Origin of the sequence: Streptomyces violascens (assembly GCF_014649955.1) — a bacterium.
Classification (GTDB): domain Bacteria; phylum Actinomycetota; class Actinomycetes; order Streptomycetales; family Streptomycetaceae; genus Streptomyces; species Streptomyces violascens.
The window spans coordinates 106,092-131,253 of sequence record NZ_BMUA01000017.1; the positions used below are offsets into that span (position 1 = coordinate 106,092).

Annotated in this window: 24 protein-coding genes; 19 read left to right on the forward strand and 5 right to left on the reverse strand. The window is 70.9% G+C overall.

Annotated elements, in window-relative coordinates; all coding sequences use genetic code 11:
- Positions 1–452 precede the first annotated feature (452 nt).
- The 14 genes from IE206_RS28150 (at position 453) to IE206_RS28215 (ending at position 13,839) form a co-directional block, all read left to right on the forward strand.
- On the forward strand, positions 453–1,436 hold the full coding sequence (locus tag IE206_RS28150; protein WP_189966887.1) for an ABC transporter ATP-binding protein: 984 nt from the start codon (positions 453–455) through the stop codon (positions 1,434–1,436).
- On the forward strand, positions 1,433–2,269 hold the full coding sequence (locus tag IE206_RS28155; protein WP_226599587.1) for an MlaE family ABC transporter permease: 837 nt from the start codon (positions 1,433–1,435) through the stop codon (positions 2,267–2,269). Before IE206_RS28150 ends, IE206_RS28155 begins: the two co-directional genes overlap by 4 nt.
- Before the next feature lie 4 nt (positions 2,270–2,273).
- Positions 2,274–3,077 (forward strand): MlaE family ABC transporter permease, encoded by an 804-nt coding sequence (locus IE206_RS28160; RefSeq protein WP_189966889.1) that lies wholly within the window; start codon positions 2,274–2,276, stop codon positions 3,075–3,077.
- A complete protein-coding gene (locus IE206_RS28165) occupies positions 3,074–4,327 on the forward strand; it encodes an MCE family protein (RefSeq protein ID WP_189966891.1) in 1,254 nt (417 codons plus the stop codon). Before IE206_RS28160 ends, IE206_RS28165 begins: the two co-directional genes overlap by 4 nt.
- On the forward strand, positions 4,324–5,355 hold the full coding sequence (locus IE206_RS28170) for an MCE family protein (protein ID WP_189966893.1): 1,032 nt from the start codon (positions 4,324–4,326) through the stop codon (positions 5,353–5,355). Before IE206_RS28165 ends, IE206_RS28170 begins: the two co-directional genes overlap by 4 nt.
- Before the next feature lie 104 nt (positions 5,356–5,459).
- Entirely contained in the window at positions 5,460–6,464 is a 1,005-nt protein-coding gene (locus tag IE206_RS28175; RefSeq protein WP_226599990.1) for an MCE family protein, read from the forward strand.
- Positions 6,461–7,600, forward strand: a complete 1,140-nt coding sequence (locus IE206_RS28180; RefSeq protein WP_189966897.1) for an MCE family protein — start codon at positions 6,461–6,463, stop codon at positions 7,598–7,600. Before IE206_RS28175 ends, IE206_RS28180 begins: the two co-directional genes overlap by 4 nt.
- Entirely contained in the window at positions 7,597–8,721 is a 1,125-nt protein-coding gene (locus IE206_RS28185; RefSeq protein WP_189966899.1) for an MCE family protein, read from the forward strand. Before IE206_RS28180 ends, IE206_RS28185 begins: the two co-directional genes overlap by 4 nt.
- Positions 8,721–10,010, forward strand: coding sequence for an MCE family protein (locus tag IE206_RS28190; RefSeq protein ID WP_189966901.1), 1,290 nt, complete (start codon positions 8,721–8,723; stop codon positions 10,008–10,010). The genes IE206_RS28185 and IE206_RS28190 overlap by 1 nt, the downstream gene beginning before the upstream one ends.
- The gene (locus IE206_RS28195) at positions 10,007–10,516 is read left to right on the forward strand and encodes a hypothetical protein (RefSeq protein WP_226599586.1); all 510 of its coding nucleotides are present in this window, start codon (positions 10,007–10,009) and stop codon (positions 10,514–10,516) included. Before IE206_RS28190 ends, IE206_RS28195 begins: the two co-directional genes overlap by 4 nt.
- Positions 10,517–10,540: 24 nt before the next feature.
- Complete coding sequence (locus tag IE206_RS28200; protein ID WP_226599585.1) at positions 10,541–11,275, forward strand: hypothetical protein; 735 nt, start codon at positions 10,541–10,543, stop codon at positions 11,273–11,275.
- Positions 11,276–11,321: 46 nt separating this feature from the next.
- Positions 11,322–11,849 carry an Rv1363c family protein gene (locus tag IE206_RS28205; protein ID WP_189966905.1) on the forward strand — a complete coding sequence of 176 codons (528 nt, stop codon included), beginning with the start codon at positions 11,322–11,324 and terminating at the stop codon, positions 11,847–11,849.
- Positions 11,850–11,878: 29 nt separating this feature from the next.
- Positions 11,879–12,646, forward strand: a complete 768-nt coding sequence (locus IE206_RS28210) for a hypothetical protein (RefSeq protein ID WP_189966907.1) — start codon at positions 11,879–11,881, stop codon at positions 12,644–12,646.
- A gap of 89 nt (positions 12,647–12,735) precedes the next feature.
- Complete coding sequence (locus IE206_RS28215; RefSeq protein WP_189967036.1) at positions 12,736–13,839, forward strand: lytic transglycosylase domain-containing protein; 1,104 nt, start codon at positions 12,736–12,738, stop codon at positions 13,837–13,839.
- On the opposite strand, the gene IE206_RS28220 is transcribed toward IE206_RS28215, so the two are convergent.
- A complete protein-coding gene (locus tag IE206_RS28220) occupies positions 13,825–14,901 on the reverse strand; it encodes an ATP-dependent DNA ligase (RefSeq protein WP_189966909.1) in 1,077 nt (358 codons plus the stop codon). The two genes, IE206_RS28215 and IE206_RS28220, sit on opposite strands and share 15 nt — an antisense overlap.
- A gap of 55 nt (positions 14,902–14,956) precedes the next feature.
- On the opposite strand from IE206_RS28220, the gene ligD reads away from it, so the two are divergent.
- A complete protein-coding gene (gene ligD / locus IE206_RS28225) occupies positions 14,957–15,970 on the forward strand; it encodes a non-homologous end-joining DNA ligase (RefSeq protein WP_189966911.1) in 1,014 nt (337 codons plus the stop codon).
- 1 nt (position 15,971) lies between these two features.
- Here the strand turns inward: ligD and IE206_RS28230 are convergent, their stop codons facing one another.
- The gene (locus IE206_RS28230) at positions 15,972–17,024 is read right to left on the reverse strand and encodes an SIS domain-containing protein (protein ID WP_189966913.1); all 1,053 of its coding nucleotides are present in this window, start codon (positions 17,022–17,024) and stop codon (positions 15,972–15,974) included.
- 311 nt (positions 17,025–17,335) lie between these two features.
- Here IE206_RS28230 and IE206_RS28235 point away from each other — a divergent pair, with 311 nt between their 5' ends.
- The 4 genes from IE206_RS28235 (at position 17,336) to IE206_RS28250 (ending at position 21,234) form a co-directional block, all read left to right on the forward strand.
- Entirely contained in the window at positions 17,336–18,082 is a 747-nt protein-coding gene (locus tag IE206_RS28235) for a GntR family transcriptional regulator (protein ID WP_189966915.1), read from the forward strand.
- Between the two features lie 227 nt (positions 18,083–18,309).
- Positions 18,310–19,095: a VOC family protein gene (locus tag IE206_RS28240; protein WP_189966917.1), complete on the forward strand. Its 786-nt coding sequence runs from the start codon at positions 18,310–18,312 to the stop codon at positions 19,093–19,095.
- A 127-nt stretch (positions 19,096–19,222) separates the two neighbouring features.
- Positions 19,223–19,474: a WhiB family transcriptional regulator gene (locus IE206_RS28245; protein ID WP_189966919.1), complete on the forward strand. Its 252-nt coding sequence runs from the start codon at positions 19,223–19,225 to the stop codon at positions 19,472–19,474.
- A gap of 158 nt (positions 19,475–19,632) precedes the next feature.
- Positions 19,633–21,234 (forward strand): GMC family oxidoreductase, encoded by a 1,602-nt coding sequence (locus IE206_RS28250; RefSeq protein ID WP_226599584.1) that lies wholly within the window; start codon positions 19,633–19,635, stop codon positions 21,232–21,234.
- Positions 21,235–21,278: 44 nt separating this feature from the next.
- Here IE206_RS28250 and IE206_RS28255 read toward each other — a convergent pair whose 3' ends face one another.
- The 3 genes from IE206_RS28255 to ssgD all read right to left on the reverse strand — a co-directional run bounded on the left by IE206_RS28255 (position 21,279) and on the right by ssgD (position 24,906).
- A complete protein-coding gene (locus tag IE206_RS28255) occupies positions 21,279–22,247 on the reverse strand; it encodes an acyl-ACP desaturase (protein ID WP_189966923.1) in 969 nt (322 codons plus the stop codon).
- 242 nt (positions 22,248–22,489) lie between these two features.
- The gene (locus tag IE206_RS28260; RefSeq protein ID WP_189966926.1) at positions 22,490–24,130 is read right to left on the reverse strand and encodes an ABC-F family ATP-binding cassette domain-containing protein; all 1,641 of its coding nucleotides are present in this window, start codon (positions 24,128–24,130) and stop codon (positions 22,490–22,492) included.
- A gap of 359 nt (positions 24,131–24,489) precedes the next feature.
- Positions 24,490–24,906, reverse strand: coding sequence for a spore wall synthesis regulator SsgD (ssgD, locus tag IE206_RS28265; RefSeq protein WP_189966928.1), 417 nt, complete (start codon positions 24,904–24,906; stop codon positions 24,490–24,492).
- Between the last annotated feature and the right edge of the window lie 256 nt (positions 24,907–25,162).

A 25,162-nucleotide genomic window follows, 5' to 3' on the forward strand; every position in this document is an offset into this window, starting at 1 on the left:
GCCGGGCGCGGGCTCGCGGAAACTTCCGGAACCGGTATTGCAGAGCGAGGTTACCCGGTCGTAGCGTCCGGTGTGCGGTTGGTCCGGTCCGCTCACCCGGTATCCGGTCCACCGGCGTCCACGCTCCCGGCCGCGCCCCCGAAGGCCGGGAGCCGCACGGGCGAAGCCCCAGGCCCGTCCCTGATTCCGGGCCCGGGCTCGCTGCCCGGGGCGGGGGCGCCACGGTCGGGCTCCCCTCGGCCGCGGCGCCCCCGCCCTTTCGCGGCTGCCCACAACTGCTCAATTGCTGCGCAGTCGTCCGCCAGGCCGACTTGGAAACTTGTCAACGAGTGACAAGGAAAAGGGATTTCACCGATGTGGCCGTCCGGGATCTTGTTTCGGCGCAGCCGAGCAACTTACCGTGCGCCCCTCGGTGCCCCCGCGTCACTCGGTATGTGCCTGCTGGAGGTGGTATGGGAATTGAAGTCGTGGTCGAAGGTCTGACGAAGTCCTTCGGCAAGCAGAACATCTGGCAGGACGTCACCCTCACCCTGCCCGCGGGAGAAGTCAGCGTCATGCTCGGGCCATCGGGCACGGGAAAGACGGTCTTCCTCAAGTCACTCATCGGGCTGCTCAAGCCGGAGCGCGGCCGGGTCCTCATCAATGGCGTCGACATGGTGAGCAGCCCCGAGCGGGACATCTACGAGACCCGGAAAGTCTTCGGCCTGATGTTCCAGGACGGTGCCCTGTTCGGCTCGATGTCCCTTTTCGACAACATCGCCTTTCCGCTGCGCGAGCACACCCGCAAGAAGGAGTCCGAGATCCGGCGCATCGTCATGGAGCGCGTGGACATGGTCGGCCTCCTCGGTGCCGAGGAGAAGCTGCCCGGGGAGATCTCCGGCGGGATGCGCAAGCGCGCCGGGCTCGCCCGCGCCCTGGTGCTCGACCCGCAGATCATCCTGTGCGACGAGCCGGACTCGGGGCTCGACCCGGTCCGCACGGCCTTCATCTCGCAGCTCCTGATCGATCTGAACGCGCAGATCGACGCGACGATGCTGATCGTCACCCACAACCTCGACATCGCCTCGACCGTGCCCGACAACATGGGCATGCTCTTCCGCCGGAACCTCGTCACCTTCGGCCCGCGCGAGGTGCTCCTCACCAGCGAGGAACCCGTCGTCGCCCAGTTCCTCAGCGGGCGCCGCGAGGGCCCCATCGGCATGTCCGAGGAGAAGGACGCCGCGACGCTCGCCATGGAACAGCTCAACTCTCCTCAGGAGTACGAGAGTTCACCGCGCCGCATCCCCGCACAACTGGAACCCTCGCCGGGCCTGCCCGCCCGGCAGGCGGTGCTGCGCCGCAAGCTGCGGGTGATGGCCATGCTCGACCAGCTGCCGCCCTCGGCCCGCCGCGCCATCGAGAACGGCATGGCGCCGACCCAGGAGGCGACGCCATGACAACGGAGGCCGAGAGAAACCCGCCGGCCCCGACCCCCACCCCGCCCCGGCCGCCGCGTCGCCCGCTCCCCGGGCTCGGCGCGTTCCGCCAGACCGGGCGGCTCTTCGCGCTCGCCGCCGCCGTCACCCGGGCGGTCTTCAAGCGCCCCTTCCAGCTACGGGAATTCATCGAGCAGTTCTGGTTCATCGCCAGCGTCACCATCCTGCCCGCGGCCCTCGTCTCCATCCCGTTCGGTGCCGTCATCGCGCTCCAGGTCGGCTCACTCACGCAGCAGCTCGGCGCCCAGTCCTTCACCGGCGGCGCCAGCGTCCTCGCCGTCATCCAGCAGGCGAGCCCCCTCATCGTGGCGCTGCTCATCGCGGGCGCCGGCGGCTCCGCAATCTGCGCCGACCTGGGCTCGCGCACCATCCGCGAGGAACTCGACGCCATGGAGGTCATGGGCGTCTCGCCCGTCCAGCGCCTCGTCGTACCCAGGGTGTTGGCGACCATGTTCGTCGCCGTGCTGCTCAACGGGATGGTCTCCGTCGTCGGCACCCTCGGCGGCTACTTCTTCAACGTGATCATGCAGGGCGGCACCCCGGGCGCCTACCTCTCCAGCTTCTCCGCGCTCGCCCAGCTCCCCGATCTGTACGTCAGCGAGATCAAGGCGCTGATCTTCGGGTTCATCGCCGGGATCGTCGCCGCCTACCGCGGGCTCCATCCGCGCGGCGGCCCCAAGGGCGTCGGCGACGCCGTCAACCAGTCCGTCGTCATCACGTTCCTGCTGCTGTTCTTCGTGAACATGGTCCTCACCGGGATCTACCTCCAGATCGTCCCCCCGAAGGGCGGCTGACCCGATGGCCCTCTTCGCTCTCCTCGACCGTTCAGGCGACCAACTCGCCTTCTACGTACGGGCATTGCTCTGGATCCCGCGCACGCTGCGGCGCTACACGAAGGAGGTCCAGCGACTGCTCGCCGAGGTCGCCTTCGGCAGCGGCGGGCTCGGTGTCATCGGCGGCACCATCGGCGTGATGATCGCCATGACCCTGTTCACCGGCACCGTGGTCGGCCTCCAGGGTTACGCCGCGCTGAACCAGATCGGCACCGCCGCCTTCACCGGCTTCGTCTCCGCCTACTTCAACACCCGCGAGATCGCCCCGCTCGTCGCAGGTCTCGCCCTGTCGGCCACCGTGGGCGCCGGCTTCACCGCCCAGCTCGGGGCGATGCGCATCAACGAGGAGGTCGACGCCCTCGAAGGCATGGGCGTACGCAGCCTGCCCTACCTCGTCACCACCCGGATCATCGCCGGAGTCGTCGCGATCATCCCGCTGTACGCGATCGGGCTGCTCAGCTCCTATGTCGCGTCCCGGCTGACCACGGTGGTCTTCAAGGGGCAGTCGCGCGGCACCTTCGACCACTACTTCAACCTCTTCCTCTCGCCGACCGACGTGCTGCTCTCCGTGCTCAAAGTGCTCGTCTTCAGCGTGATGGTGATCCTGGCCCACTGCTACTACGGCTTCCGCGCCACGGGCGGCCCGGCCGGGGTCGGCGTCGCGGTGGGACGATCCGTCCGCAACGCGATCGTGCTCATCGCCGTCACCGACTTCTTCCTCTCGCTGGCCATCTGGGGCGCCACCACGACCGTGAAGGTGGCCGGATGAACACGCCGACCGTCCGCCGCCGCCTCGCCGGAGTCGTCTTCCTCGTGGTCCCGGTGCTCCTCGTGTGGCTCTCGATCGCCGTGTACGACAAGGACTTCACGCGGTCGGACACCATCACCGTCGAGACGAGCAGCGTCGGCAACGAGATGCACCCGGGCGCCGAGGTGAAGCTGCGCGGCGTCGTCGTCGGCGAGGTCCGCACCATCAGCGCCGACGGCGAGGGCGCGAAGCTCACCCTCGCCCTCCAGCCCGGAAAGCGCGGCCACATCCCGTCCGACGTGCGCGCCCAGATGCTGCCGACGACGCTCTTCGGCGAACGGTTCGTCGCACTCGTACCGCCACCGAACCCGTCGACGAGAGCGCTCTCGGCCGACGCGACCATCCCGCAGGACCGGTCCCGCAACGCCATCGAGCTGGAGGAGGTCCTCGACAACGTCCTGCCGATGCTCACCGCGGTCAAGCCGGACAAGCTGTCGGCGACGCTCTCCGCCGTCGCCCAGGCGCTGCGCGGCCGCGGCTCCCAGCTCGGCGACACCTTCGTCACCCTGGACGCGCACCTGAAGAAGTTCAACCCGAACCTGCCCACCCTCAACGCCGACCTGAAGCAGCTCGTCAAGGTGTCCCAGACCTACAGCGACGCCGCCCCCGACATCCTGAAAGCGCTCACGGACGCCACGACCACCACCGGCACCCTCGTCGACCAGCAGACCCAACTCCTCGGCGTCTACGGGCAGACGACGAAGACCGCCCAGGACCTCACGGCCTTCCTCCAGCAGAACAAGGACAACATCATCCGGCTCAGCGAGGTGAGCCGCCCCACCCTGGAACTCCTCGCCACGTACTCCTCGTCCTTCCCCTGCACCCTGCGCACCCTCGCCGGGTTCGTCCCCGCGATGGACAAGGCGCTCGGAAAGGGCACGGACGAGCCCGGCCTCCACGTCACGGTCAAGGCCGTGCCCTCGCTCGGCAAGTACGTCCCCGGCCGCGACGCCCCCGCGTACACGGCGAGCGGCGGCCCGCACTGCTACCCGATGCCGTACCTCGGCGCCCCGCTGCCCGCCGAGAGAGCGCTCACGAACACCGCGGCTGCCTCCGCCGCCGGGCTCGGTCCCGCGAACTCGCCGCAGGAGAACCAGCTGGTGAACGAGCTGCTCGCACCCGGTCTGCACCAGGGCCCGCAGTCCCTGCCGGACTGGAGCAGTCTGCTCGTCGGGCCCGCCCTGAGGGGGACGGAGGTGACCATCAAGTGAAGCGCCGCAGCATCGCGGGCCCGCTCGTGAAGTCGCTCGTCTTCGTCCTGGTGACGGCGCTCGCGACCACGGTCCTCGCCCTCTCCATCGCCAACACCGGGGTCGGCGACACCCGGACGTACAAGGCGCGCTTCACCGACACCACCGGCCTCATCGAGGGCGACAGCGTCCGCATCGCCGGGGTGAAGGTGGGCCAGGTCGACAGCGTGGAGGTCGTCGACCGGCGGCTCGCCCAGGTCACGTTCTCCGTGCAGCGCAGCCGGACGCTGCCGGGCACGGCCACCGCCTCGATCAAGTACCTCAACATGGTCGGCCAGCGCTACATCGAACTCGGCCGTGGCACCGGCGCGGTCGGTGCCACGCTCGCGCCGGGGGCGACCATCCCGGTGGAGCGCACCACTCCCGCCCTCGACCTCACCCAGCTCTTCAACGGGTTCCAGCCCCTCTTCGAAGGGCTCTCGCCCAAGGACGTCAACCAGCTCGCCGGCTCCATCGTGCAGGTACTCCAGGGCGAGGGCGGCACCGTCGACAGCCTGCTGAAACACATCGGCTCGCTGACCACGACCGTCGCCGCCAAGGACAAGGTGATCGGCGAGGTCGTCACCAACCTGAACACCGTCCTGACCACCGTCAACGACCGCGAAGCCGGCGTCAACGACCTGGTGGTCACGCTCCAGAAGCTCGTCTCCGGGTTCGCGGGCGACCGCAAGCCGCTCGGCGAGGCCATCGCCGCGATGGGCGACCTCACCACCGTCACCGCCGGGCTGTTCGAGGACGGCCGGGCCCCGCTCAAGGACGACATCAAACAGCTCGGCCGGCTCTCCTCCAACCTCGCCGAGAGCGCTCCCCGGATCGAAGGCTTCCTGCGCAAGACCCCCGACAAGCTGCGGGCCGTCACGCGGATGGCGTCCTACGGATCCTGGCTCAACCTCTACCTCTGCGAGGCCAAGGTGTCCGGCGTGACCACCGAGGACGGCAGCCCGCCGCCCACCGGAATCCCGGTCAGCGATTCGAGGTGCCGGGGATGAGACTGCCCGTACCGCGCCGGACCCGGTCCCTCCGTCCGCCGCGCCCCGCGTCGAAGCGACCCGCCTCGCGGCGCCCCACCCTGAAGCGCCCCCGCCTCAAGCCCATGAAGGAGCGCAACCCCGTCGCGGTCAGCCTGGTGGGGCTGCTGCTCCTTGCGCTGATCGGCGTCGCCGCATACAACGCGGACTCGCTGCCGCTCATCGGGGGCGGCACCACCTACAGCGCCGACTTCTCCGAGTCCGCCGGTCTGCGCGACGGCGACGAGGTACGGATAGCCGGGGTCAAGGTCGGCGAGGTCAGCGGTGTCTCGCTGGACGGCGCCAAGGTGAAGGTCACCTTCAAGGTGAAGCACGCCTGGATCGGCGACGCCTCGACCGCGGCCATCGCCATCAAGACCCTGCTCGGCGAGAAGTACCTGGCCATCGACCCGCTCGGCACCGCGAAACAGGACCCCGGCAGCCGCATCCCGCTGGCCCGCACGACATCCCCGTACGACGTCACACAGGCCTTCGAGGGGCTCAGCAACACGATCGGCGACATCGACACCGCGCAGCTCGCCAAGAGCTTCGAGACGATCTCCGACACCTTCAAGGACTCGCCCCCCGAGGTGCGTACCGCTGTCACCGGACTCTCGGCCCTGTCCAAGACCGTGTCCCGGCGAGACACGCAACTGGCCCAACTCCTCAAAGGCAGCGAGGAGTTGACGAAGACACTGGCCAACAGGAAGAGCAGCTTCGAGACGCTCATCGACGACGGCGGACTGCTTCTCGGTGAACTCAAGCAGCGCCGCGACGCCATCCAGGCGCTTCTCACCGGAACCCGCGGCCTCGGCACCCAGCTCACCGGGCTCGTCAAGGACAACGCGGCCCAACTGAAGCCCACGCTCACGGCGTTGGGGCGCGTCACCGACGTTCTCATGAAGAACCGGCAGGGCCTCGACCGCACGCTGGCGCTCGCCGGTCCCTACTACCGGCTCGTCGGCAACACCCTCGGAAACGGCCGCTGGTTCGACACCTACATCTGCGGACTCGTGCCCAGGAACTATCTGCCGGCGAAGTCGCTTCCGGACCACGGCTGCATGCCGCCGAAGAACGGAGGCTACCCATGAGCCGGCGACGCGTTCTCACGATCGTCCTGGCCCTCGCCGTGATCGCCGCCACAGTGGCCGGCGGCCTCCGCGTGTTCGCCGGCTCGGACGGTAAGCGGATCACCGCCTACTTCGACCATGCCGTCGGCATCTACCCCGGGTCCGACCTGCGGATCCTCGGCGTCAAGGTCGGCGAGGTCGACTCGGTGACGCCGCAGGGCCAGCAGGTCAAGGTGGTGGTGACGCTCGACCGGGGCGTACGGGTGCCCAAGGACGCGCGGGCCGCCGTCGTCTCGCCCAGCGTCGTGGCCGACCGGTACGTCCAGCTCACCCCGGCCTACACCGGTGGCCCCGAGATCGCCGACCGGGCGGAACTCCCGGCCTCGCGCAACGCCACTCCCGTCGAGGTCGACCAGCTGTACGCCTCCATCACCGAGCTCAGCAAATCGCTCGGCCCCAGCGGGGCGAACGCCTCGGGAGCGCTCTCGGGGCTGCTCGACACCGGGGCAAAGAACCTCGACGGCAACGGCGCCGCTATCGGCGACGTTGTCGAGCAGTTCGGCAAGGCGGCCAAGACCCTGGACGGCAGCAGCGAGCACCTCTTCGCCACGCTGTCCTACCTGCAGACGTTCACCACCATGCTGAAGAACAAGGACGGCGCGGTGCGCGACGCGCAGAACCAGCTCGCCGACGTGACCTCGTTCTTCGCCGACAACAAGGACAACCTGGCAGGCGCGCTCAAGGAACTCGGCACCGCGCTCGGCAACGTCAAGACCTTCATCCAGGACAACCGGGGCGCCCTCAAGACCGAGGTCGACAAGCTCGCCCCGCTCACCCAGATCCTCGTCGACCAGCGGGCCTCGCTCGCGGAGGCCCTGGACACCGCGCCCCTGGCCGCCGGAAACGCGCTCAACGCCTACGACCCGGCGCACCGCACCCTCGACGGCCGGGGCAACATCAACGAGATCAGCATGGGCGGCGCCATCGTCCTCCCGCCCAACCCGGCGGTCGCGGGCGGCGCGGGGCTCGTGCCGGTCCCGGAAGCCCGCCTGAAAGCGCTCCCCGCACTGCCGCTGCCCCCGGTCGGCACCGTGTACGGGACGGCGGCCGACCCCGCCAAAGGCGACCCCGCGGCGAAGAAGGGGGGCCAGGGATGAAGGCCCGCATCACGCGCCGTAGCGGAGCCGCAGTGGGCGCCGGAGTCGCCGTCGTCGTCGCCCTGGCCCTCACCCTCGGCAGCTGCTCGGTGCCCTCGTTCTCCGGGATCGACCAGCTCCCGCTGCCGGGCGGCGCCGACCTGGGCAGTCATCCGTACGACATCACCGCCGACTTCGCCGACGTGCTGAGCCTGGTGCCGCAGGCGGCGGTGAAGGTCAACGACGTGGCCGTCGGCCGGGTCACCAAGGTGTCGCTCGCCCCCGACGGCTGGTCCGCCAAGGTCACCATGCGGATCAGGGGGGACGTGAAGCTGCCCGCCAACGCCTACGCCCGGCTGGAACAGTCCAGCCTCCTCGGCGAGAAGTTCGTCCAGCTCTCCGCGCCGGCGAAGGAGTCCAAGGAGACGGCCCAGGGGCGCCTCGGGCCCGGCGCCGCCATCCCGATCGCGCGGACCAACCGCAACCCCGAGGTCGAGGAGGTCCTGGGAGCGCTCTCCATGCTGCTCAACGGGGGCGGCGTCAACCAGCTCAAGACCATCACGACCGAACTCGACAAGGCGATCGGCGGCCGCGAGCCCGAGGTGCGCTCCATGCTCCAGCGCGTCAACACGTTGGTCACCGACCTCGACGGGCACCGCGGCGACATCACGGACGCGCTCGACGGGGTCAACCGGCTCTCCAGCACTCTCGCCACCCGCAAACAGCAGGTCGGCACGGTACTCACCGGACTGTCCCCGGGACTCGAAGTCCTGGAGAACCAACGGGGTTCACTCCTCACGATGCTCAAGTCGCTCGACACCCTCTCCACCGTCGCCGTGTCGACGATCAACAAGAGCAAGGACGACATGGTGGCCGATCTGTTGGCGCTCGCACCGACGCTGAAGGCGCTCGCGGACTCCGGCAAGGACCTGCCGGACTCGCTCCAGGTCCTTCTCACCTATCCGTTCACGGACGAGGTGCTGCGCGGGGTGAAGGGCGACTACCTCAACGTCTACCTCGACGTGACGGCTACCCCCGGCACCCAGGTCATCCCGCCGCTGACGACGCCGCCGACGGTCGGGAGTGCGCAGAAGGCGCCGCTCGGCCTGCCATCTGTCGGCGGCGCGGGAGGGACGCGCTGATGCTGACCCTCGCGACGAAGCTCAAGAACCTCGCGTTCCTCGTGATCGGGGTGCTGGTCCTCGGCTACACCGGATTGCGGTATGCGGACGTCGGCCACTACGTCGGCATCCGCGACTACTACACGGTGAAGGTCCATCTCGCCGAGACCGGCGGCCTGTTCACCCACTCCAACGTCACCTACCGGGGCGTGTCGGTGGGCCGGGTCGGCCCCATCGGGCTCACCGACGACGGGGTCGTCGCCGAGCTGCACATCGACAACGCGGCCCCGCCCATCCCGACCGCGCTGAAGGCGGTGGTGGCCAACCTGTCCGCCGTCGGCGAGCAGTACATCGACCTGCGGCCCACCTCCGGCGGGGCTCCGTATCTGGGCGACGGGGGCGAGATCGACCAGTACGACACCGCCACCCCGGCGCCCGTCACGACCGTGCTCGGCAGCGTCAACAGCCTTGCCGCATCGGTGCCGTTGGACTCGTTGCGCACCGTTGTCGACGAGTTCGGCAAGGCCTTCGAAGGGCGCGGCGACGACCTCCAGGTGCTCCTCGACAACGGCACCGACTTCGTGAAGGCGGCCGACAATGCCCTGCCCACCACGACGACGTTGCTCGCGGACGGCCAGACCGTACTGAGCACCCAGGCCGAGGAGGGGCAGGCCATCAAGACCTTCGCCTCGGGGGCGCAGCGGCTGGCCGCGACACTCAAGGGCTCGGACACCGATCTGCGCCGCCTCATCGCCGCCGCGCCCGACGCGGCCGGGCAGATCAGCGGTCTGCTCCGGGATCTGAACCCGCAGATCAGCGTGGTGCTCGCCAATCTCCTCACGACCGCCGACGTGGCGGTGACCCGGCAGCGCGGCATCGAGGAACTCCTGGTAAAACTACCGCCGTTGGCCGCTGCGGGAGCCACCGCCATCGACGCCAAGGGCGCCAACCTGGGCATGGCGGTCACCTTCTTCGCGCCGCTTCCCTGCACCGACGGATACGGCGGCACGGTCTACCGCAACGGCCTCGACACCCTCGACACGCCGAACCTCAACACCAGGGCGAGATGCGCCGCGCCCGCGAGCAGCGGCACCGACGTGCGCGGCTCGGCCCACGCCCCGACCGGCGGCCCGGTCCCGACTCCCGCTCAGCCAGGCGCACTTCCTCCGACGCGGCAAGTCGCGCCCGCCGTCCCTCCGTCGGCGCTCCCGGGGGCCCTGGCCCTGCCCGCGCTGCCGAGCGGCGGCCCCTTTGACCTGGCGGGGCTGCTCGGCCTGAACGCCGCCGACGGAAAGGGGGCGCGCCCGTGATCAGGCTCCCCGGCCAACCCCGGCTCCGCCGAGCCCTCGTGGCGGCCGCACTCACCTCCTCGCTCGCCTTCGCGGCCTTCGCCGGGTGGACGTACCTGGAGGCGCCGGACGACTCCACGGTCGCGTACGCCGCCTCACGCGACGCCGTCCTGAAGGCGGGCCGGACGCAGATCGCCGCGCTCTCCACGCTGGACGCGGCTCACCCCGACGCGGACCTGCGCACCTGGCTGGACGCCTCGACGGGCCCGCTGTACGACGCGCTCCGCCGGACGGGGGCAGGGAAGCCGATCACCTCGGCGCGCGGCAGCGTTACCGACGCCGCCGTCACCGAACTCGACGACCGCTCCGGCACGGCGAAGCTCATCGCCACCGTGCAGGTCCAGCTCACCCCGGCGGGCGGCGTGGCAACCACCACCGACCGCAAGCGCTTCGAGGCGGCGCTCGAACGCACCGGATCCGGCTGGAAGTTGAAGGCACTCAACGCGGTCCCGGTCGCCGCCCCCTGACCCCGGACCGATAGGGAGATGCGCGTGAGCACAGCAGAGCTGAAGGCGGCTTCGGAGCCGGACCCGGAGCGGGATGCGGAACCGGATCCCGGGCGCGATGAGGGCGGCGCGGTCGACGTGGCGGGTCCCGACAGTTGCCCCGGCGGCTCCGCCGAAGTGGGTGCGGCGAGCCCTGATCGTTGCCCCGACGGCTCCGCCGAAGCCGAGGCGGCGGCTCCCGACGCCCACCCCGACGGCCCCGTCGAGTCGACACCCCCCACCAGCCGTTTCCGCCGCGCCCTCACCCTCACCTGCGTGTTCGCGCTTCTCCTCGTCGGAGCCGGACTCCTGTTCCAGGCAAGGCAGCTGACCGACACCACCGCCACCAGCAACCACGCACTCACCGACACTTCAGCCACCACCCAGGTCATCGGCGACGTCAGCAACACCCTCGGCAAGGTCTTCTCGTACGTACCCCAGGACACCCGCGCGACCGAGGACGCGGCGAAGGAGCTGCTCGGCGGGCGGGCCGCCGGTCAATACATCGCGCTGTTCGGTGAAGTGAGGCAACGGGTCGCCGATCAGAAGCTCAGCCTCACCACCCATGTCGTGCGGGCCGGTGTCACCCGGCTGACCCACGACACGGCTGAGCTGCTCGTCTTCCTCGATCAGCGGGCCCAGCGCGACGGGAAGCCCGCCACCACCGCTGCCGCCCAGCTGTCCATCACGGCCCAACTCGCCGACGGTCACTGGCAGATCACCGACATCCGAGCCCGTTAGGACGCGCCCGCTGCCGCCGGGCCCCGCGAGAGGGATCACGAAGAACATGGCACGCATGACGATCCAGCCCCTGCTCATCGCCGCGATGGTGCTCACCCTGCTGGCAGGCGGATTCGCGGTGTGGGCGGGCTGGTCCTGGTACGGCGCGGCGCACGACGGCTCCGCCGCCTATGCCGCCTCCCGCGACAAGGTCCTCGCGGCCGGTGAACAGGCCGTGCAGAACCTCTCCACCCTGGACCACAAGGACTTGGCCCACGGCCTCGACATGTGGCAGGACTCCACCACCGGCGACCTCCACCAGCAACTGGCCAACGGGCGGAGCGAGTTCGAGAAGCAGGTACAGCAGGCGCAGACCGTCACCACCGCCAAGGTGCTCGACGGCGCGGTCACCGAGCTCGACGACCGGGCGGGCCGGGCCAGGGTGATGGTGGCGCTGCGCATCACCGTGCAGGCGCCGAAGGAGAAGCCCGCCGCCAAGGACAGCCGGATGCTCGGCGAACTCACCCGTACGCCCGCCGGCTGGAAGCTCAGCGCCCTCGGCCAGGCGCCGGTCGGCAACAGCGCGGCCAACTGACCTCCACTCGCCCCGGACAGGAGCCGCACATGTCGACGACCCGCCATCTGGTCAACCGCCAACGCCGACTCGCGCACGCGGGCGCCGCCCGTGCCGCTGCGACAGAGACACCGCCGGAGCGCGGGAAGCGTTCATCCAATGCGTCCAAGGGCGTCAACTCCCTTAAAAGTAAGGCTGGTTCGGAGGTCAGGGCTCCCTCGCTGTCGGCCGGGACGCGTTCCGCCTCCCTCCGAGCGGCCACCGAGCGGTCCCTCGGCGTCCTTCGCCGCCGGGTTTCCGTCCTGGCCCCCGTCGTCCTGTGCCTACTCGTCGTCCTGCTCGGGGCCTTCGGCGCCCTCGCCGCCACCCGGGCCGATTCGCTGCGCTCCGATCCGGCCGCGCGGAACGCCGCCCTCACCGATCCGGCCCGAACCAGCGAGGTCAAGGGGCAGACGGCCAAGGCCGTCGCCGCGCTGTTCTCGTACAACTATGCCGACACCGCACCCGCCGACAAGGCCGTCTCAACTCTCCTCACCGGCAGGGCGGTTCAGCAGCACCGCGACATGCTGGCCGCCGTGCGGGCCCAGGCCAAGGACCAGAAGCTGGTGCTTACGACCACCGTGACCGAGAGCGGCGTGGAGATGATCGACGGCTCTCGTGCCCGGGTCCTCGTCTACGCCGACCAGAGCAGCACGCGAACGGCGGGCAAGAAGCCCGAAACCACCTACGCGGCCGCCATGTTCACCGTCGACATGGTGCGGGGGAGCGGCGCCACCTGGCAGATCTCCGGCATCGACACCTTCGGGCAGGGATCGTGAAGGCCCCGGAGTTCCACCTCGCCGCGCGGCTGCCGGGCGGGAAGCGGTTACGGCGCGGGCTCGCCGGTACGGCGGTCGCGGCCGTCGCCATGGCCGCCCTCACCGCCTCGCAGGCCCCCGGCCTCCTGCACGCGGCGCCGCCCCGCCCGGACGATCCCGTGTCCGGCTCCTTGGCCGCCCTGCGCGAACAGCCCCCGGCCGACGGCTCGTACCACACCGAGCTCCCGCCGCTGGTCTCGCCACGGCCCCCGAGTGCGCCGCCCGCCGTGGGCGCGATCGACCCGGTGTGGACGCAGGAGAGCATCCCCGCCACCGTCCTCGCCGCGTACCAGCAGGCCCAGGCGCGGCTGCGGAACTCCGAACCCCGCTGTCACCTGCCCTGGCAACTCCTCGCCGCCCTCGGCAAGGTGGAGTCGGGGCACGCGGGCGGTGGCCGGGTCGACGCGCACGGGACGACGCTGACACCCATCCTCGGGCCGGTGCTCAATGGCGCGGGCTTCGCCGACATCGCCGACACCGACCACGGTGCGCTGGACGGTGACACCCGCTACGACCGCGCGGTCGGGCCGATGCAGTTCATCCCGTCCACCTGGTCGACCTGGGGCCAGGACGGCAATGGTGACGGCCAAAAGGATCCCAACAACGTCTTCGACGCGGCGCTCGCCGCCGGGGTGTACCTGTGCGCGGACTCCCGTGACCTCGCGCTCCCGGCCGACCTGGACCAAGCGGTGCTGAGCTACAACCACTCGGCCGACTATCTGCGTACGGTCCTGTCGTGGCTGGAGTTCTACCGCCGGGGCACCCATGCCGTACCGGACGGGAAGGGCGTGCTGCCGACCACGCCCGGCGCGGGCAGCGCCCAGCAGATCGACGCCGATCACGGCAAGAAGCAGGGCGGCGGCATCGTCATCGGGCCCCAGCCGGGCGGCGGGCCCTCCGCCCCGGTCCCCGCGCATCCCGGCGGAAGCCCGTCCGCGTCGCCGCCTCCGCAGTCGCCGTCCCCTTCGTCCTCACCGTCCGCCTCCGCTTCTCCGAGTCCATCGCCCTCGCCGTCAAACAGCACGAGTCCTGGGCCTTCGCCGTCGGACAGCCCCGGCCTGCCGGGTTGCCCCGCCGGATCACCCTCCGCGCCGACGACGCCGGGCTCCACCGGCACCCCCACCGCACCGGCCTGTCCCTCACCCACCCCCTGACGAGAGCACCTCCGCGAGGTCGTACCGGACCGGCTCCTCCAGCTGTGCGTAGGTGCAGCTGTCGGGGGAGCGGTCCGGGCGCCAGCGGCGGAACTGTGCGGTGTGCCGGAACCGGTCGCCCTCCATGTGGTCGTACGCCACCTCCACCACCCGCTCGGGGCGCACCGCCACCCACGACAGGTCCTTCTTGCCGGTCCAGCGGCTGGTCGCCCCAGGAAGCCGGGCGCTTTCGTGTGCGGCCTCCTCGGCCCAGGCCGCCCACGGGTGGCCTTCGGCCGCCGGGTCGGCCATGAGCAGCGGCGCGAGCTCGTCGATCAGTTCCGCGCGGCGTTTCATCGGGAAGGCCGCGCACACGCCGACGTGCTGGAGAGCGCCCTCGGCGTCGTACAGGCCGAGCAGGAGCGAGCCGACCACCGGGCCGCTCTTGTGGTGGCGGTATCCGGCCACCACCACATCCGCCGTGCGCTCGTGCTTGATCTTGTACATGAGGCGGGCGTCGGGCCGGTAGGGAAGGTCGAGCGGCTTGGCGACCACCCCGTCGAGCCCGGCACCCTCGTACTGCTCGAACCACCGCTTGGCCACCTCGATGTCGGTGGTGGCGGGGGCGAGGTGCACGGGCGGTGTCACGCCGTTCAGGGCCTCGGACAGGAGCGAGCGGCGCTCGGCCAGCGGGGTGTCGAGGAGCGAGGTGTCACCGAGGGCGAGCAGGTCGAAGGCGACGAAGCTCGCCGGGGTCTGTTCGGCGAGCAGTTTCACCCGGGACGCGGCGGGGTGGATGCGTTCGGTGAGCCGGTCGAAGTCGAGCCGGCCCTCGTGTGCGATGACGATCTCGCCGTCGACCACGCAGCGCTCGGGCAGACGCTCCGCCAGGGCGGCCGCCAGCTCGGGAAAGTAGCGGGTCAGAGGTTTGCCGTTGCGGCTGCCGATGACGACCTCGGCGCCGTCGCGGTGCACGATCGCCCGGAACCCGTCCCACTTCGCCTCGTACTGCATGCCGGGCGGAATGCTCGCCACGGACTTGGCGAGCATCGGCTTCATGGGCGGCATCACCGGAAGATCCATACAGCCGATTCTCACCGATATGCGGCATTGGTGCCCGCCGCCTACCGTGGCCTGCATGGGCAAGGGCGAGGCGATCGAGCTGGAGGCCGGCGGGCGGACCGTCCGGCTCTCCAATCCGGGCAAGGTCTACTTCCCGGAGTTCGGCTACACCAAGCTGGACGTGGCGAACTACTACCTGGCCGTCGCCGACGGCATCACGCGCGCCCTGCGCGACCGGCCCACCACCCTGGAGCGCTATCCCGACGGCGTCGACGGCGAGTCGTTCTTCCAGAAGCGGGCCCCGAAGAACCTCCCCGACTGGATCCCCACCGCCCGCATCGCCTTCCCCAGCGGGCGGCACGCCGACGAGATCTGCCCCACCGAACCGGCCGCCGTCCTGTGGGCGGCCCAGCTCGGCTGTCTGACCTTCCACCCCTGGCCGGTACGGCGCGAGGCCACCGACCACCCCGACGAACTCCGCATCGACCTCGACCCGCAACCGGGCACCGACTTCGACGACGCGGTGCCGGTGGCCCATGAACTCCGGGCGTTGCTCGGGGAGTTGGGGATCACGGGCTGGCCCAAGACGTCCGGCGGCCGGGGCATTCACGTGTTCGTCCCGATCGAGCCCCGCTGGACGTTCACCGAGGTGCGGCGCTGCGCCATCGCCATCGGCCGTGAGCTGGAGCGCCGTATGGAGGGGAAGGTCACCACCGCCTGGTGGAAGGAGGAGCGCGGCGAGCGGATCTTCGTGGACTACAACCAGACCGCCCGCGACCGCACCATCGCCTCCGCCTACTCGGTACGCCCCAAACCGCACGCCCCGGTCTCGGCGCCGCTGCGCTGGGACGAGCTCGACGACGTACACCCCGAGGACTTCGACCTCAGGACCATGCCCGCGCGCTACGCCGAACTCGGCGATCTGCACGCGGACATGGACACCCACGCCTTCGGCCTGGAGCCGCTCCTCGAACTCGCCGAGCGCGACGAACGCGACCACGAGCTCGGCGACATGCCGTACCCGCCGGACTACCCGAAGATGCCGGGGGAGCCCAAGCGGGTGCAGCCGAGCCGCGCCAAGGACAAGTAGGTCAGGCGACCGCGACCGGCGAGGCCGGCTCGAAGTCCGCCGCGTCGACGCCGCCCTCCTTGGTGTCGTCGTTGGCGAACACGAACGACTCGATGGGCACGTCGCGTTCGTCGCTGAGCGCCGCCACCAGCTCCTGCACCACGACCGTCTCCAGGACGACCCGGGCGCTGGGGGCGCACTGGGGCAGGCGTACTACACCGAGGCTGTCGGCCGCCTCGACGTCCTGGGTGGTGACCAGGAGGGTGAGATGGCCGGCCGCCGACAGGGAGCGGGCCAGTTCGACCTCGCGGCCGTCGCCGAACACGAGGTGCAGGGTGTTGCCCGCCGACTCCATCTCGCCGTGCAGGTAGTTGCGGGTGACCGAGGCCGCGGCCGGCATCCGGGGCACCTCGCGAAGGAGCAGGGCCGCCTCCTCGGCGCTGACCCGGGAGGCACCGGAGGCCACGCAGTCGGCCGCCACGCACCGGGCCGCGCGCGAGCGGAGGGCGTCCACCATCTGGCTCGCGCGGGCGCGGACGCTCTCGGCGTGCGCGGCGATGCCGTCCCACCGGTCGCCCCGGCGGCCCGCGATGGCGCCGGCGATCAGGTCGAGGGCGACGACCGTGGCGGTGAAGCCCACGGTCGAGGCGTACGAGTCGGGCTCGTTGCCCATGTCCACGGTCAGGTCGGCGAGTTCGCCGAGGGGCGAGGGGGTGACATTGAGGACGGCGAGCGTCGGCACGCCCCGTGCCGCCTTGAACGCCGCGATCGTCTCCGAGCTGCGGCCGCCCTGCGAGACCCCGATCAAGAGATCGGTGTCGAAGCCGCGCAGCCCGTCCTCGATCTCGCTGGCGAGCACCCGCTGGGTCGGCACACCGTGACCGCGCAGGACCTCGACCGGGACGGCGAGGGCCGCGTAGGAGGCGCCGATCCCGGCCAGGAGCGGACGCTCGGCCGTGCGCAGCCTGTCGAGCGTCGGGCCGTCCAGTTGCCGCCGCACCTGGGCGATCACGCGCTCAAGCGCCTGCGGCTGACCACTTTGGCCGTCGAGGAAGGTGATACGCGATCCGGACATGAAGGGATCCTTTCGTAGGTCCCGCCGCGTGCGGGCGGCGGGAGCGGACAAATGGGAGGAGCGGGCGGAGCTTCAGGCCTTGGAGGCCGGATCGTCCTCCTGGGCGGCGCCCGGGGGAATGGCGTCAAGGGAGCGCACGGGAGTGTCCGCAGGTGCGTCGGCGGATATGTCGGCGGCACCTCCCTCGCCCGACTCGCCCTCCATGGGTTCGCGGCCGGGCGTCGGCAGGGGCTCTCGGCTCCCGGCCGCGAACCGCCGCAGGGCCAGTGGTATGCAGTGGTACGCTCCGAAGATCCCGCTGGAGGTTTTCGATGAGTGCCCACGCCGCCCCCGCCCGCACCAGCGGACCCGCCCCCCTGTGGGCGCAGACCGCCGAGCTCATCCAGGACGAGATCCAGCGCCGGGGCCTGGCCGCGGGCGCCCGGCTGCCCGCCGAGCGCGAACTCTGCGAACGGCTCGACATCTCCCGCGTGACCCTGCGCAAGGCGCTGGCGCACCTCGCCGACCAGGGTCTGGCGACGGCCTCGCACGGCCGGGGCTGGTTCGTCGCGGCGCCGGTGGCACCCCGCGAGTGGCCCAACGACCTGGAGTCCTTTACGACGACGGCCCGCCGCAAGCACATGCGGCCGAGCTCCCTGGTGCTGCACCAGGAGCTGCGCCCAGCCACCCTCCACGACGGCGACCGCCTCGACGTACCGGCCGGTGCCCCGCTGCTGCGCCTGGAGCGCGTCCGGCTGCTCGACGACGTACGCATCGCCGTGGACCGCACCCTGCTGGTGGCCTCCCTCGCGCCAGGCCTCGACGAGGTGGACTTCACCGCCGCGTCGCTCTTCGAGGAACTGCACGCCCGCGGCGTCGAACTGGACCGCTCCGAGACCACCATCGAGGCGCGCGGCGCGGACGAGGCCCTCGCCCGGCACCTCGGGATCGAGCCGGGTTCGCCCGTGCTCGCCCTGGACCAGACGATCTACGCCCGGGACGAGCGCCCCGTGCTCCTGTCGACGGTCGAGTACAGCGGTGACCGCTACCGCCTGCGCACCACACTCCAGTCACGCTGACAGGCGCGGACGGGCCGGGCCGCCGCCATGGGGCGCGAACACGGGGGCCGTTCGTCACCGGCCGGCCCGAACGGCTCGCGGCTCCCGCACATCCGGCCCGGCCGACGGTCCGCGCCCGCGCGCACTGGGGCTGCTTCAGGGCGCCCCGAACGCCTCCGTCCCGAATTGTCAGTGCCCGGTGCAAGACTCAAGATGGCAGGACAACGGGACACACGAAGGGGCTCACCATGCTCACCACCCGTTACGTCACGGGCTCTCCCAGCTGGTTCGACCTCGCCACCCCCGACCTGGACGCGGCGGTCGCCTTCTACACCGGAGTCTTCGACTGGACCTTCCAGCCGGGCGGCCCGGAAGTCGGCGGGTACGGCACGTTCCAGGCCGACGGCAAGACCATCGCGGGCGGCATGGCCATCACCGCCGAGCAGGGCGATCCCGCCTGGAACGTGTACTTCCGGACGCCGGATGCCGACGAAACGGCCAAGGCCGTCGAGCGGGACGGCGGCATCGTCGTCCTCCAGCCGATGGACGTCATGGAGCTCGGCCGCAGCGCGCACTTCCGGGACCCGGCGGGCGTCGGCTTCGCCGCCTGGCAGCCGAAACAGATGAGCGGCATGGAAGCCGCCAACGAGCCGAACACGCTGTCCTGGGTCGAGCTGGCCACCCCGGACGTCAAGGCGGCCACCGGCTTCTACCACGCGGTGTTCGGCTGGGAGACCTCCGAGGTGCCCTTCCCGGGCGGCACGTACACGACGGTCAACCCCGCGGCGGTCGGCCCCGACTCGATGTTCGGCGGCGTCATCCCGCTCGACGGCGACCCACTGGAGGCCGAAGCGGGGGCGTACTGGATGCCGTACATCGAAGTGGCCGACGTCGACGCGGTCGCCACCAAGGCGCAGGAGCTGGGCGGCACGGTCCGGATGGCGCCCGTGGACATCGAGGGCGTGGGCCGCCTCGCCAAACTCGCCGACCCGCATGGTGCCCGCATCGCGATCATCAAGGGGGCGACGGGGTAGGCGGCTGCCGTGAGCAGCGCCGGGCGCCGATCGACTCCGGGCCCGTGAGGAGGGCCGGGCGCCGATCGACTCCGGCGTTCAACATTCGTTGACCGGACGTTGATCAGTGCCCGGCAGCGTGGGGCGCATGCTGAACGACACCATCACCATCGGCCCGGAACTCACCTGGCAGGAGACCGCGTTGTGCGCCCAGGCGGGGCCCGAGTTCTTCTTCCCCGCCCCGGGCAGCTCCACCCGGGAGGCCAAGCAGCTCTGCGGAGCGTGCGAGCAACGCAAGGCCTGCCTCGAGTACGCCCTGGCCAACGACGAACGATTCGGCGTGTGGGGCGGCCTCTCCGAGAAGGAGCGGCTGAACCTGCAGCGCACCCGGCAGCGCTGACTGCGCGCGGCCGGACCCTCCGGCCCTCCGGACCCTCCGTGCCCTGTCCGGGCCCACCCGTCCCGATCGCGCCGGATCGCCCCACGACCCCTGGCGCCGCGCCGCCCGGGCGGTCCATGCTGGCCCCGCATCGACAACTGCGGGAAAAGGGGGCCGAGTTGAACACTCGGGGAACAACGGGCAGCGGAACGTACGACTACATCGTGGTGGGCGCGGGATCCGCGGGGTGCGTCGTCGCGGCGCGGCTCTCCGAGGACCCGACCGTCCGGGTGGCCCTGGTCGAATCCGGCCCGCGCGACCGCAAGAGCGAGATCCGCATCCCGGCGGCCTTCCCCAAGCTCTTCAAGACCGCCTACGACTGGGACTTCACCACCGCCAAGCAGGAGGCGCTGGGCGGCCGCGAGCTGTACTGGCCGCGCGGCCACACCCTGGGCGGCTCGTCGTCGATGAACGCGATGATGTGGGTGCGGGGCCACCGCGACGACTACGACGCCTGGGGCATCGCGGCCGGGCCCGAGTGGTCCTACGACCGGCTCGTGCGCTACTTCCGGCGCGCCGAGCGCTGGACGGGCCCCACGGCCGACGGCACGGTGTACGGCACCGACGGCCCGCTCTTCATCTCCCCGCAGCGCGACCCGAACCCGACGACCGCCGCCTTCCTCACCGCCTGCAAAGGGACGGGCCTGCCCGAACTGCCCGAGCTGGGCGCCCCGGACCACTCCGGCTGTGCGATCACGCCGGTCAACCAGCGCGACGGCCGCCGCTGGAGTGCCGCCGACGGCTATCTCAAGCCCGCCGCGCGCCGTCGCAACCTGGACGTCCTCACCGACGTCCGGGTGAGCGGGCTGCGGTTCGACGGCTCCCGCGTCACCGGCATCACCGCCGAAGGCCTGCCCGATCCGCTCACCGCCCGCCGCGAGGTGATCCTCAGCGCGGGCGCCATCGGCTCGCCCCACCTGCTCATGCTGTCCGGCATCGGCGACCCCGAGCGGCTGAGCGCCGCGGGCGTCCCGGTGCGGGCCGCGTCCCCGGAGGTCGGCCGCCACCTCCAGGACCATCTGTCGTACGCGGTCACCGTGCGCTGTGCGCAGCCCGTCAGCCTCACCGGCGCCGACTCGCTCGCCAACGTGGCCCGCTTCCTGCTGCGCGGCCGGGGCCCGCTCACCTCCAACGTCGGAGAGGCGGCGGCGTTCATCCGCACCGAGCCCCAACTGCCCGCCCCCGACGTCGAGTTGGTGTACGCGCCGGGTCCGTTCATCAACCACGGCCTGACCCCGGTCACTGAACACGGGCTCACCATCGGGGTGATCCTGCTGCAACCCGCCAGTGAGGGCCGGATCGACCTGGCGGGCACGGACGTGTCCACCGCGCCCCGCATCGACCCCGGCTACCTCACCGCGGACGAGGACCTGCCCCGCCTGATGGCCGGGATCCGCAGGGCGGAGGAACTCTTCGCGCACCCGGCCCTCGCCCCGTACATTGCGGGACCGATGGCGCCCTACCCGGGCACGGTCGACGACGAGCGGCTCGCGCAGGGCGTGCGGGAGGCGGCCGAGACGCTGTACCACCCGGTCGGCACCTGCCGCATGGGCAGCGACGAGGGCTCGGTCACCGATCCGCGGCTGCGGGTCAGGGGAGTGGAGGGCCTGCGCGTCGTGGACGCCTCGGTCATGCCGCGGATCACCCGCGGCCACACCCACGCACCCACGGTCGCGATCGCCGAGCAGGCCGCGGAAATGATCCGGCAGGACGCCCGCTGAGCACGGCGACGCGGGGCGGGCGCCATCCGCGCCCGCCCCGCCGGTCAGCCCCGGGCGGCCATGCGCGCCTTGCGCGCGGCGAGCTTCTCGTCGAACTTGGCCGCCTCGCTGTCGAGCCCGCCCATGTACAGGCCGAGCTCCTCCTGGGCCTTGAGGCCCTCGGGGCCGAGCCCGTCGATCTCCAGGACCTTGAGGTAGCGCAGGACGGGCTGGAGCACGTCGTCGTGGTGGATCCGCATGTTGTAGATCTCGCCGATCGCCATCTGCGCCGCCGCCCGCTCGAAGCCGGGCATGCCGTGTCCGGGCATCCGGAAGTTCACGACGACGTCGCGCACCGACTGCATCGTCAGGTCCGGGGCGATCTCGAAGGCCGCGCCGAGCAGGTTGCGGTAGAAGACCATGTGCAGGTTCTCGTCGGTCGCGATCCGGGCCAGCATCCGGTCGCAGACCGGGTCGCCGGACTGGTGTCCGGTGTTGCGGTGCGAGACCCGGGTCGCCAGCTCCTGGAAGGCGACGTAGGCGACCGAGTGCAGCATCGAGTGCCGGTTGTCCGACTCGAAGCCCTCGCTCATGTGTGCCATCCGGAACTGCTCCAGCTTGTCCGGGTCCACCGCCCGGGAGGCGAGCAGGTAGTCGCGCATCACGATGCCGTGCCGGCCCTCCTCGGCGGTCCAGCGGTGCACCCAGGTGCCCCAGGCGCCGTCGCGGCCGAACAGCGAGGCGATCTCGTGGTGGTAGCTGGGCAGGTTGTCCTCGGTGAGCAGATTGACCACCAGGGCGATCTTCCCGAGGTCGGTGACCTTGGACTGCTGGGGGTCCCAGGCCTCGCCGTCCTCGAAGAAGCCGGGGAAGTTGCGCGCGTCCGACCACGGCACGTAGTCGTGCGGCATCCAGTCCTTGGCGACCTTGAGGTGCCGGTTGAGCTCCTTTTCGACTACCTCTTCCAGCGCGAACAGCAGCCGGGCGTCGGTCCACGCGTCCGAGCTGCCGAGGTGGGGAGAAGTGATCGTCACGGGGGTGCTCCAGGGGGACGGAAAAGGGGGACGGCAGGCGTACCTACGAGACCGTAGGTTACGAGACCGTAGGTTAAGGCGGCTGTAAGCCCAAGCCAAGCCCGCCTTCCTCTTCGTCCGGTTACGTTCTGTTATACGGGCAGGTCGCGGGGGAAGAACGAGAGGCATGTCACCTTGCTGGGGAGCAAAAGACGAGGGTGGGGACGGTCGGATCCGACCGTCCCCACCCCCTCGCGATGCGCCTATCGCGCCAGCAGCCCGCCCCTGACCTCCTCCGCCGAGGTGTCGGCGAGCTCGCCGTCCAGGAGGAGCCAGCGGGTGACCCCGATCGACTCCAGGAACGGCACGTCGTGGCTCGCCACGATCAGCGCGCCCTCGTAGGCGTCGAGCGCGGCCTTCAGGGCGCGCACACTCGCCATGTCCAGATTGTTGGTCGGCTCGTCCAGCATCAGGAGCTGGGGCGCGGGCTCCGCGAGGAGCAGCGCCGCGAGCGCGGCCCGGAACCGTTCGCCGCCCGAGAGGGTCCCGGCCGGCTGAGCGGCCCGGGCCCCCTTGAACAGGAAGCGCGCGAGCCGGGCCCGGATGGCGTTGTCCGTCGCCCCGGGTGCGTAGCGGGCCACGTTCTCCACCACGCTCAGCTCGTCGTCGAGCACGTCCAGACGCTGCGGCAGAAACCGCAGCGGCACATGGACGACCGCCTCGCCCGAGACCGGCTCCAGCTGCCCGGCCAGCGTCCTGAGCAGCGTGGTCTTGCCCGACCCGTTCCGCCCGACGAGCGCGATCCGCTCGGGCCCGCGCACATCGAGCTCGCCCTCCACCCGTGCTCCGTACGGGAGTTGGAGCTCTTGCAGGGTCAGCACCGAGCGGCCCGGATGCACCTTGGTGTACGGCAGCTCGATACGGATCTCCTCGTCGTCGCGCACCAGCTCCACGGCCTGGTCGAGCCGCTCGCGCGCCTGGTCGAGGCGCTCGGTCTGCAGGATGCGGTGCTTGCCCGCCGACACCTGCGCCTCGCGCTTGCGGTTGTTGGCCACGATCCTCGGCACGACCTTGTTGTCGTAGCTCTTCTGCCCGTAGCGCTGCCGCCGCGCCAACTTGACCTGCGCGTCGGACAGTTCGCGCTTCTGGCGCTGTACGTCCGCCTCGGCGACCCGCACCATCCGCTCGGCCGCGTCCTGCTCGGCCCGCAGCGACTCCTCGTACGCCGTGAAGTTGCCGCCGTACCAGGCGAGTTGACCCTCGCGCAGATCGGCGATGCGGTCCACCCGGTCGAGCAGCTCGCGGTCGTGGCTCACCACCAGGAGCACCCCGCTCCAGGCGTCGACCGTGCTGTAGAGGCGCTGCCGCGCGGGCAGGTCCAGGTTGTTGGTCGGCTCGTCGAGCAGCAGGACATCCGGACGCCGCAGGAGCAGCGCGGCCAGCCGGAGCAGCACCGACTCGCCGCCGGAGACCTCGCCGATCGTGCGGTCGAGGCCGATGCGGCCGAGGCCGAGCTGGTCGAGGGTGGCGCGGGCCCGCTCCTCGACGTCCCAGTCGTCGCCCACCGTCTCGAAGTGTTGCTCGTTCGCGTCGCCGCCCTCGATGGCGTGCAGCGCGGCGCGGACTGCGTCGATGCCGAGCGCCTGGTCCACCCGCAGGGCGGTGTCCAGGACCAGGTTCTGCGGCAGGTAGCCGACCTCGCCCGCGATCTTGACGTTGCCGTCGGTCGGGGTGAGTTCACCGGCGATCAGCTTCAACAGGGTTGATTTTCCCGACCCGTTGAGGCCCACGAGGCCGGTGCGGCCGGGGCCGACGGCGAGCTGGAAGTCCTCGAAGACGGAGCTGCCGTCCGGCCACGCGAAGGACAGCGCGGCCGAGCTGATCTGAGGGGGGAAAGATGACATACGGGTCTCCCGGTTGCGGGGAAGGAATGAGGCAACGGGGGTTCTGAGACACCGCTCAGGGCAGGAAAAAGGCCCTGGTCGTGGTGGAGGACATGGCTCGGAGGCAGAGGTCACACCGGCAGCGCGCGACACGGAAGGGAGCGCGCGTAACGGTGTCTCAGGGGCCTCAGACGAGCAACGTCCTACTCCGTTCGACGACAACAGGGCCAGTCACGAACGTACGCCGCTGCCGCGCGGTCCGGCAAACGAATTAAATCCGGGATGCGGGACCGGCGGCGCGCAACGGCGCGGCGCACCGCCGCGACCGGGCAGGAGCGGAGGCGGTGCGGGAGGCGATTGCCCCCTCAAGGCGGGCGGAGTCAGCAGGCGTCGCGCAGCAGCGCGGCGAGGTCCCCGTCCATGTCGAGGTACTGGTGCTCACGGCCCGTCGGCACCAGGAGCTGTGCCTTCTGGAGGAAGCGGCGCACCTCGGAGGTGCGGATGTGGACCATCGCGACGCCCTCGCGGGCGTGGAATTCGAGGACCGTACGGTCGTAACCGTACGGCCGCACCCGGACGTCGCCGACCCCGGCTGGCGCCTCGATGCCCACTTCGAGCAGCTCGCGGGCGAACTCCCAGGAGACCTCGGTGCCTTCGAGGGTGGCCGGCGCGGGGAACGCCATGTGCACGGCGAAGGGGTCCTCGGGGTCGTAGCGCAGCGTCGCGGGCACGGTCTCCATGCGGGGTGCGGACGCGATCAGGCGTACCTGGACGGGCTGCTCGATGACGGTGGACAAAGCCCTGCTCCCTCAGCCTCGGGGGTTCTCTCCTGCCGCCCTGAAGGACGTCGAAATTCAGTGTTCCGTGCACCCGAGGTTCACGTGACCTGCATCACTGCGGCCTGCCCGTGCCTCGGCGCACGACCCGTATTGCTCGCAATAGGACGGATTCCCGCTCTCACCACAGCCACACAACTTCCTGTCCGTCTCACACGGCACATCCTTTTCAGCCTGTTCTACGAGGCTGCCATCCCGCATCGGGCGGTGCCCGGCG

What these genes read in the sequence shown, in the direction of transcription:
- IE206_RS28150 (WP_189966887.1), top strand. Translation starts at nt 453, where the DNA reads ATGGGAATTGAAGTCGTGGTCGAAGGTCTGACGAAGTCCTTCGGCAAG.
- IE206_RS28155 (WP_226599587.1), top strand. Translation starts at nt 1,433, where the DNA reads ATGACAACGGAGGCCGAGAGAAACCCGCCGGCCCCGACCCCCACCCCG.
- IE206_RS28160 (WP_189966889.1), top strand. Translation starts at nt 2,274, where the DNA reads ATGGCCCTCTTCGCTCTCCTCGACCGTTCAGGCGACCAACTCGCCTTC.
- IE206_RS28165 (WP_189966891.1), top strand. Translation starts at nt 3,074, where the DNA reads ATGAACACGCCGACCGTCCGCCGCCGCCTCGCCGGAGTCGTCTTCCTC.
- IE206_RS28175 (WP_226599990.1), top strand. Translation starts at nt 5,460, where the DNA reads ATGAAGGAGCGCAACCCCGTCGCGGTCAGCCTGGTGGGGCTGCTGCTC.
- IE206_RS28180 (WP_189966897.1), top strand. Translation starts at nt 6,461, where the DNA reads ATGAGCCGGCGACGCGTTCTCACGATCGTCCTGGCCCTCGCCGTGATC.
- IE206_RS28185 (WP_189966899.1), top strand. Translation starts at nt 7,597, where the DNA reads ATGAAGGCCCGCATCACGCGCCGTAGCGGAGCCGCAGTGGGCGCCGGA.
- IE206_RS28190 (WP_189966901.1), top strand. Translation starts at nt 8,721, where the DNA reads ATGCTGACCCTCGCGACGAAGCTCAAGAACCTCGCGTTCCTCGTGATC.
- IE206_RS28205 (WP_189966905.1), top strand. Translation starts at nt 11,322, where the DNA reads ATGGCACGCATGACGATCCAGCCCCTGCTCATCGCCGCGATGGTGCTC.
- IE206_RS28210 (WP_189966907.1), top strand. Translation starts at nt 11,879, where the DNA reads ATGTCGACGACCCGCCATCTGGTCAACCGCCAACGCCGACTCGCGCAC.
- IE206_RS28215 (WP_189967036.1), top strand. Translation starts at nt 12,736, where the DNA reads ATGGCCGCCCTCACCGCCTCGCAGGCCCCCGGCCTCCTGCACGCGGCG.
- IE206_RS28220 (WP_189966909.1), bottom strand. Translation starts at nt 14,901, where the DNA reads ATGGATCTTCCGGTGATGCCGCCCATGAAGCCGATGCTCGCCAAGTCC.
- ligD (WP_189966911.1), top strand. Translation starts at nt 14,957, where the DNA reads ATGGGCAAGGGCGAGGCGATCGAGCTGGAGGCCGGCGGGCGGACCGTC.
- IE206_RS28230 (WP_189966913.1), bottom strand. Translation starts at nt 17,024, where the DNA reads ATGTCCGGATCGCGTATCACCTTCCTCGACGGCCAAAGTGGTCAGCCG.
- IE206_RS28235 (WP_189966915.1), top strand. Translation starts at nt 17,336, where the DNA reads ATGAGTGCCCACGCCGCCCCCGCCCGCACCAGCGGACCCGCCCCCCTG.
- IE206_RS28240 (WP_189966917.1), top strand. Translation starts at nt 18,310, where the DNA reads ATGCTCACCACCCGTTACGTCACGGGCTCTCCCAGCTGGTTCGACCTC.
- IE206_RS28245 (WP_189966919.1), top strand. Translation starts at nt 19,223, where the DNA reads ATGCTGAACGACACCATCACCATCGGCCCGGAACTCACCTGGCAGGAG.
- IE206_RS28260 (WP_189966926.1), bottom strand. Translation starts at nt 24,130, where the DNA reads ATGTCATCTTTCCCCCCTCAGATCAGCTCGGCCGCGCTGTCCTTCGCG.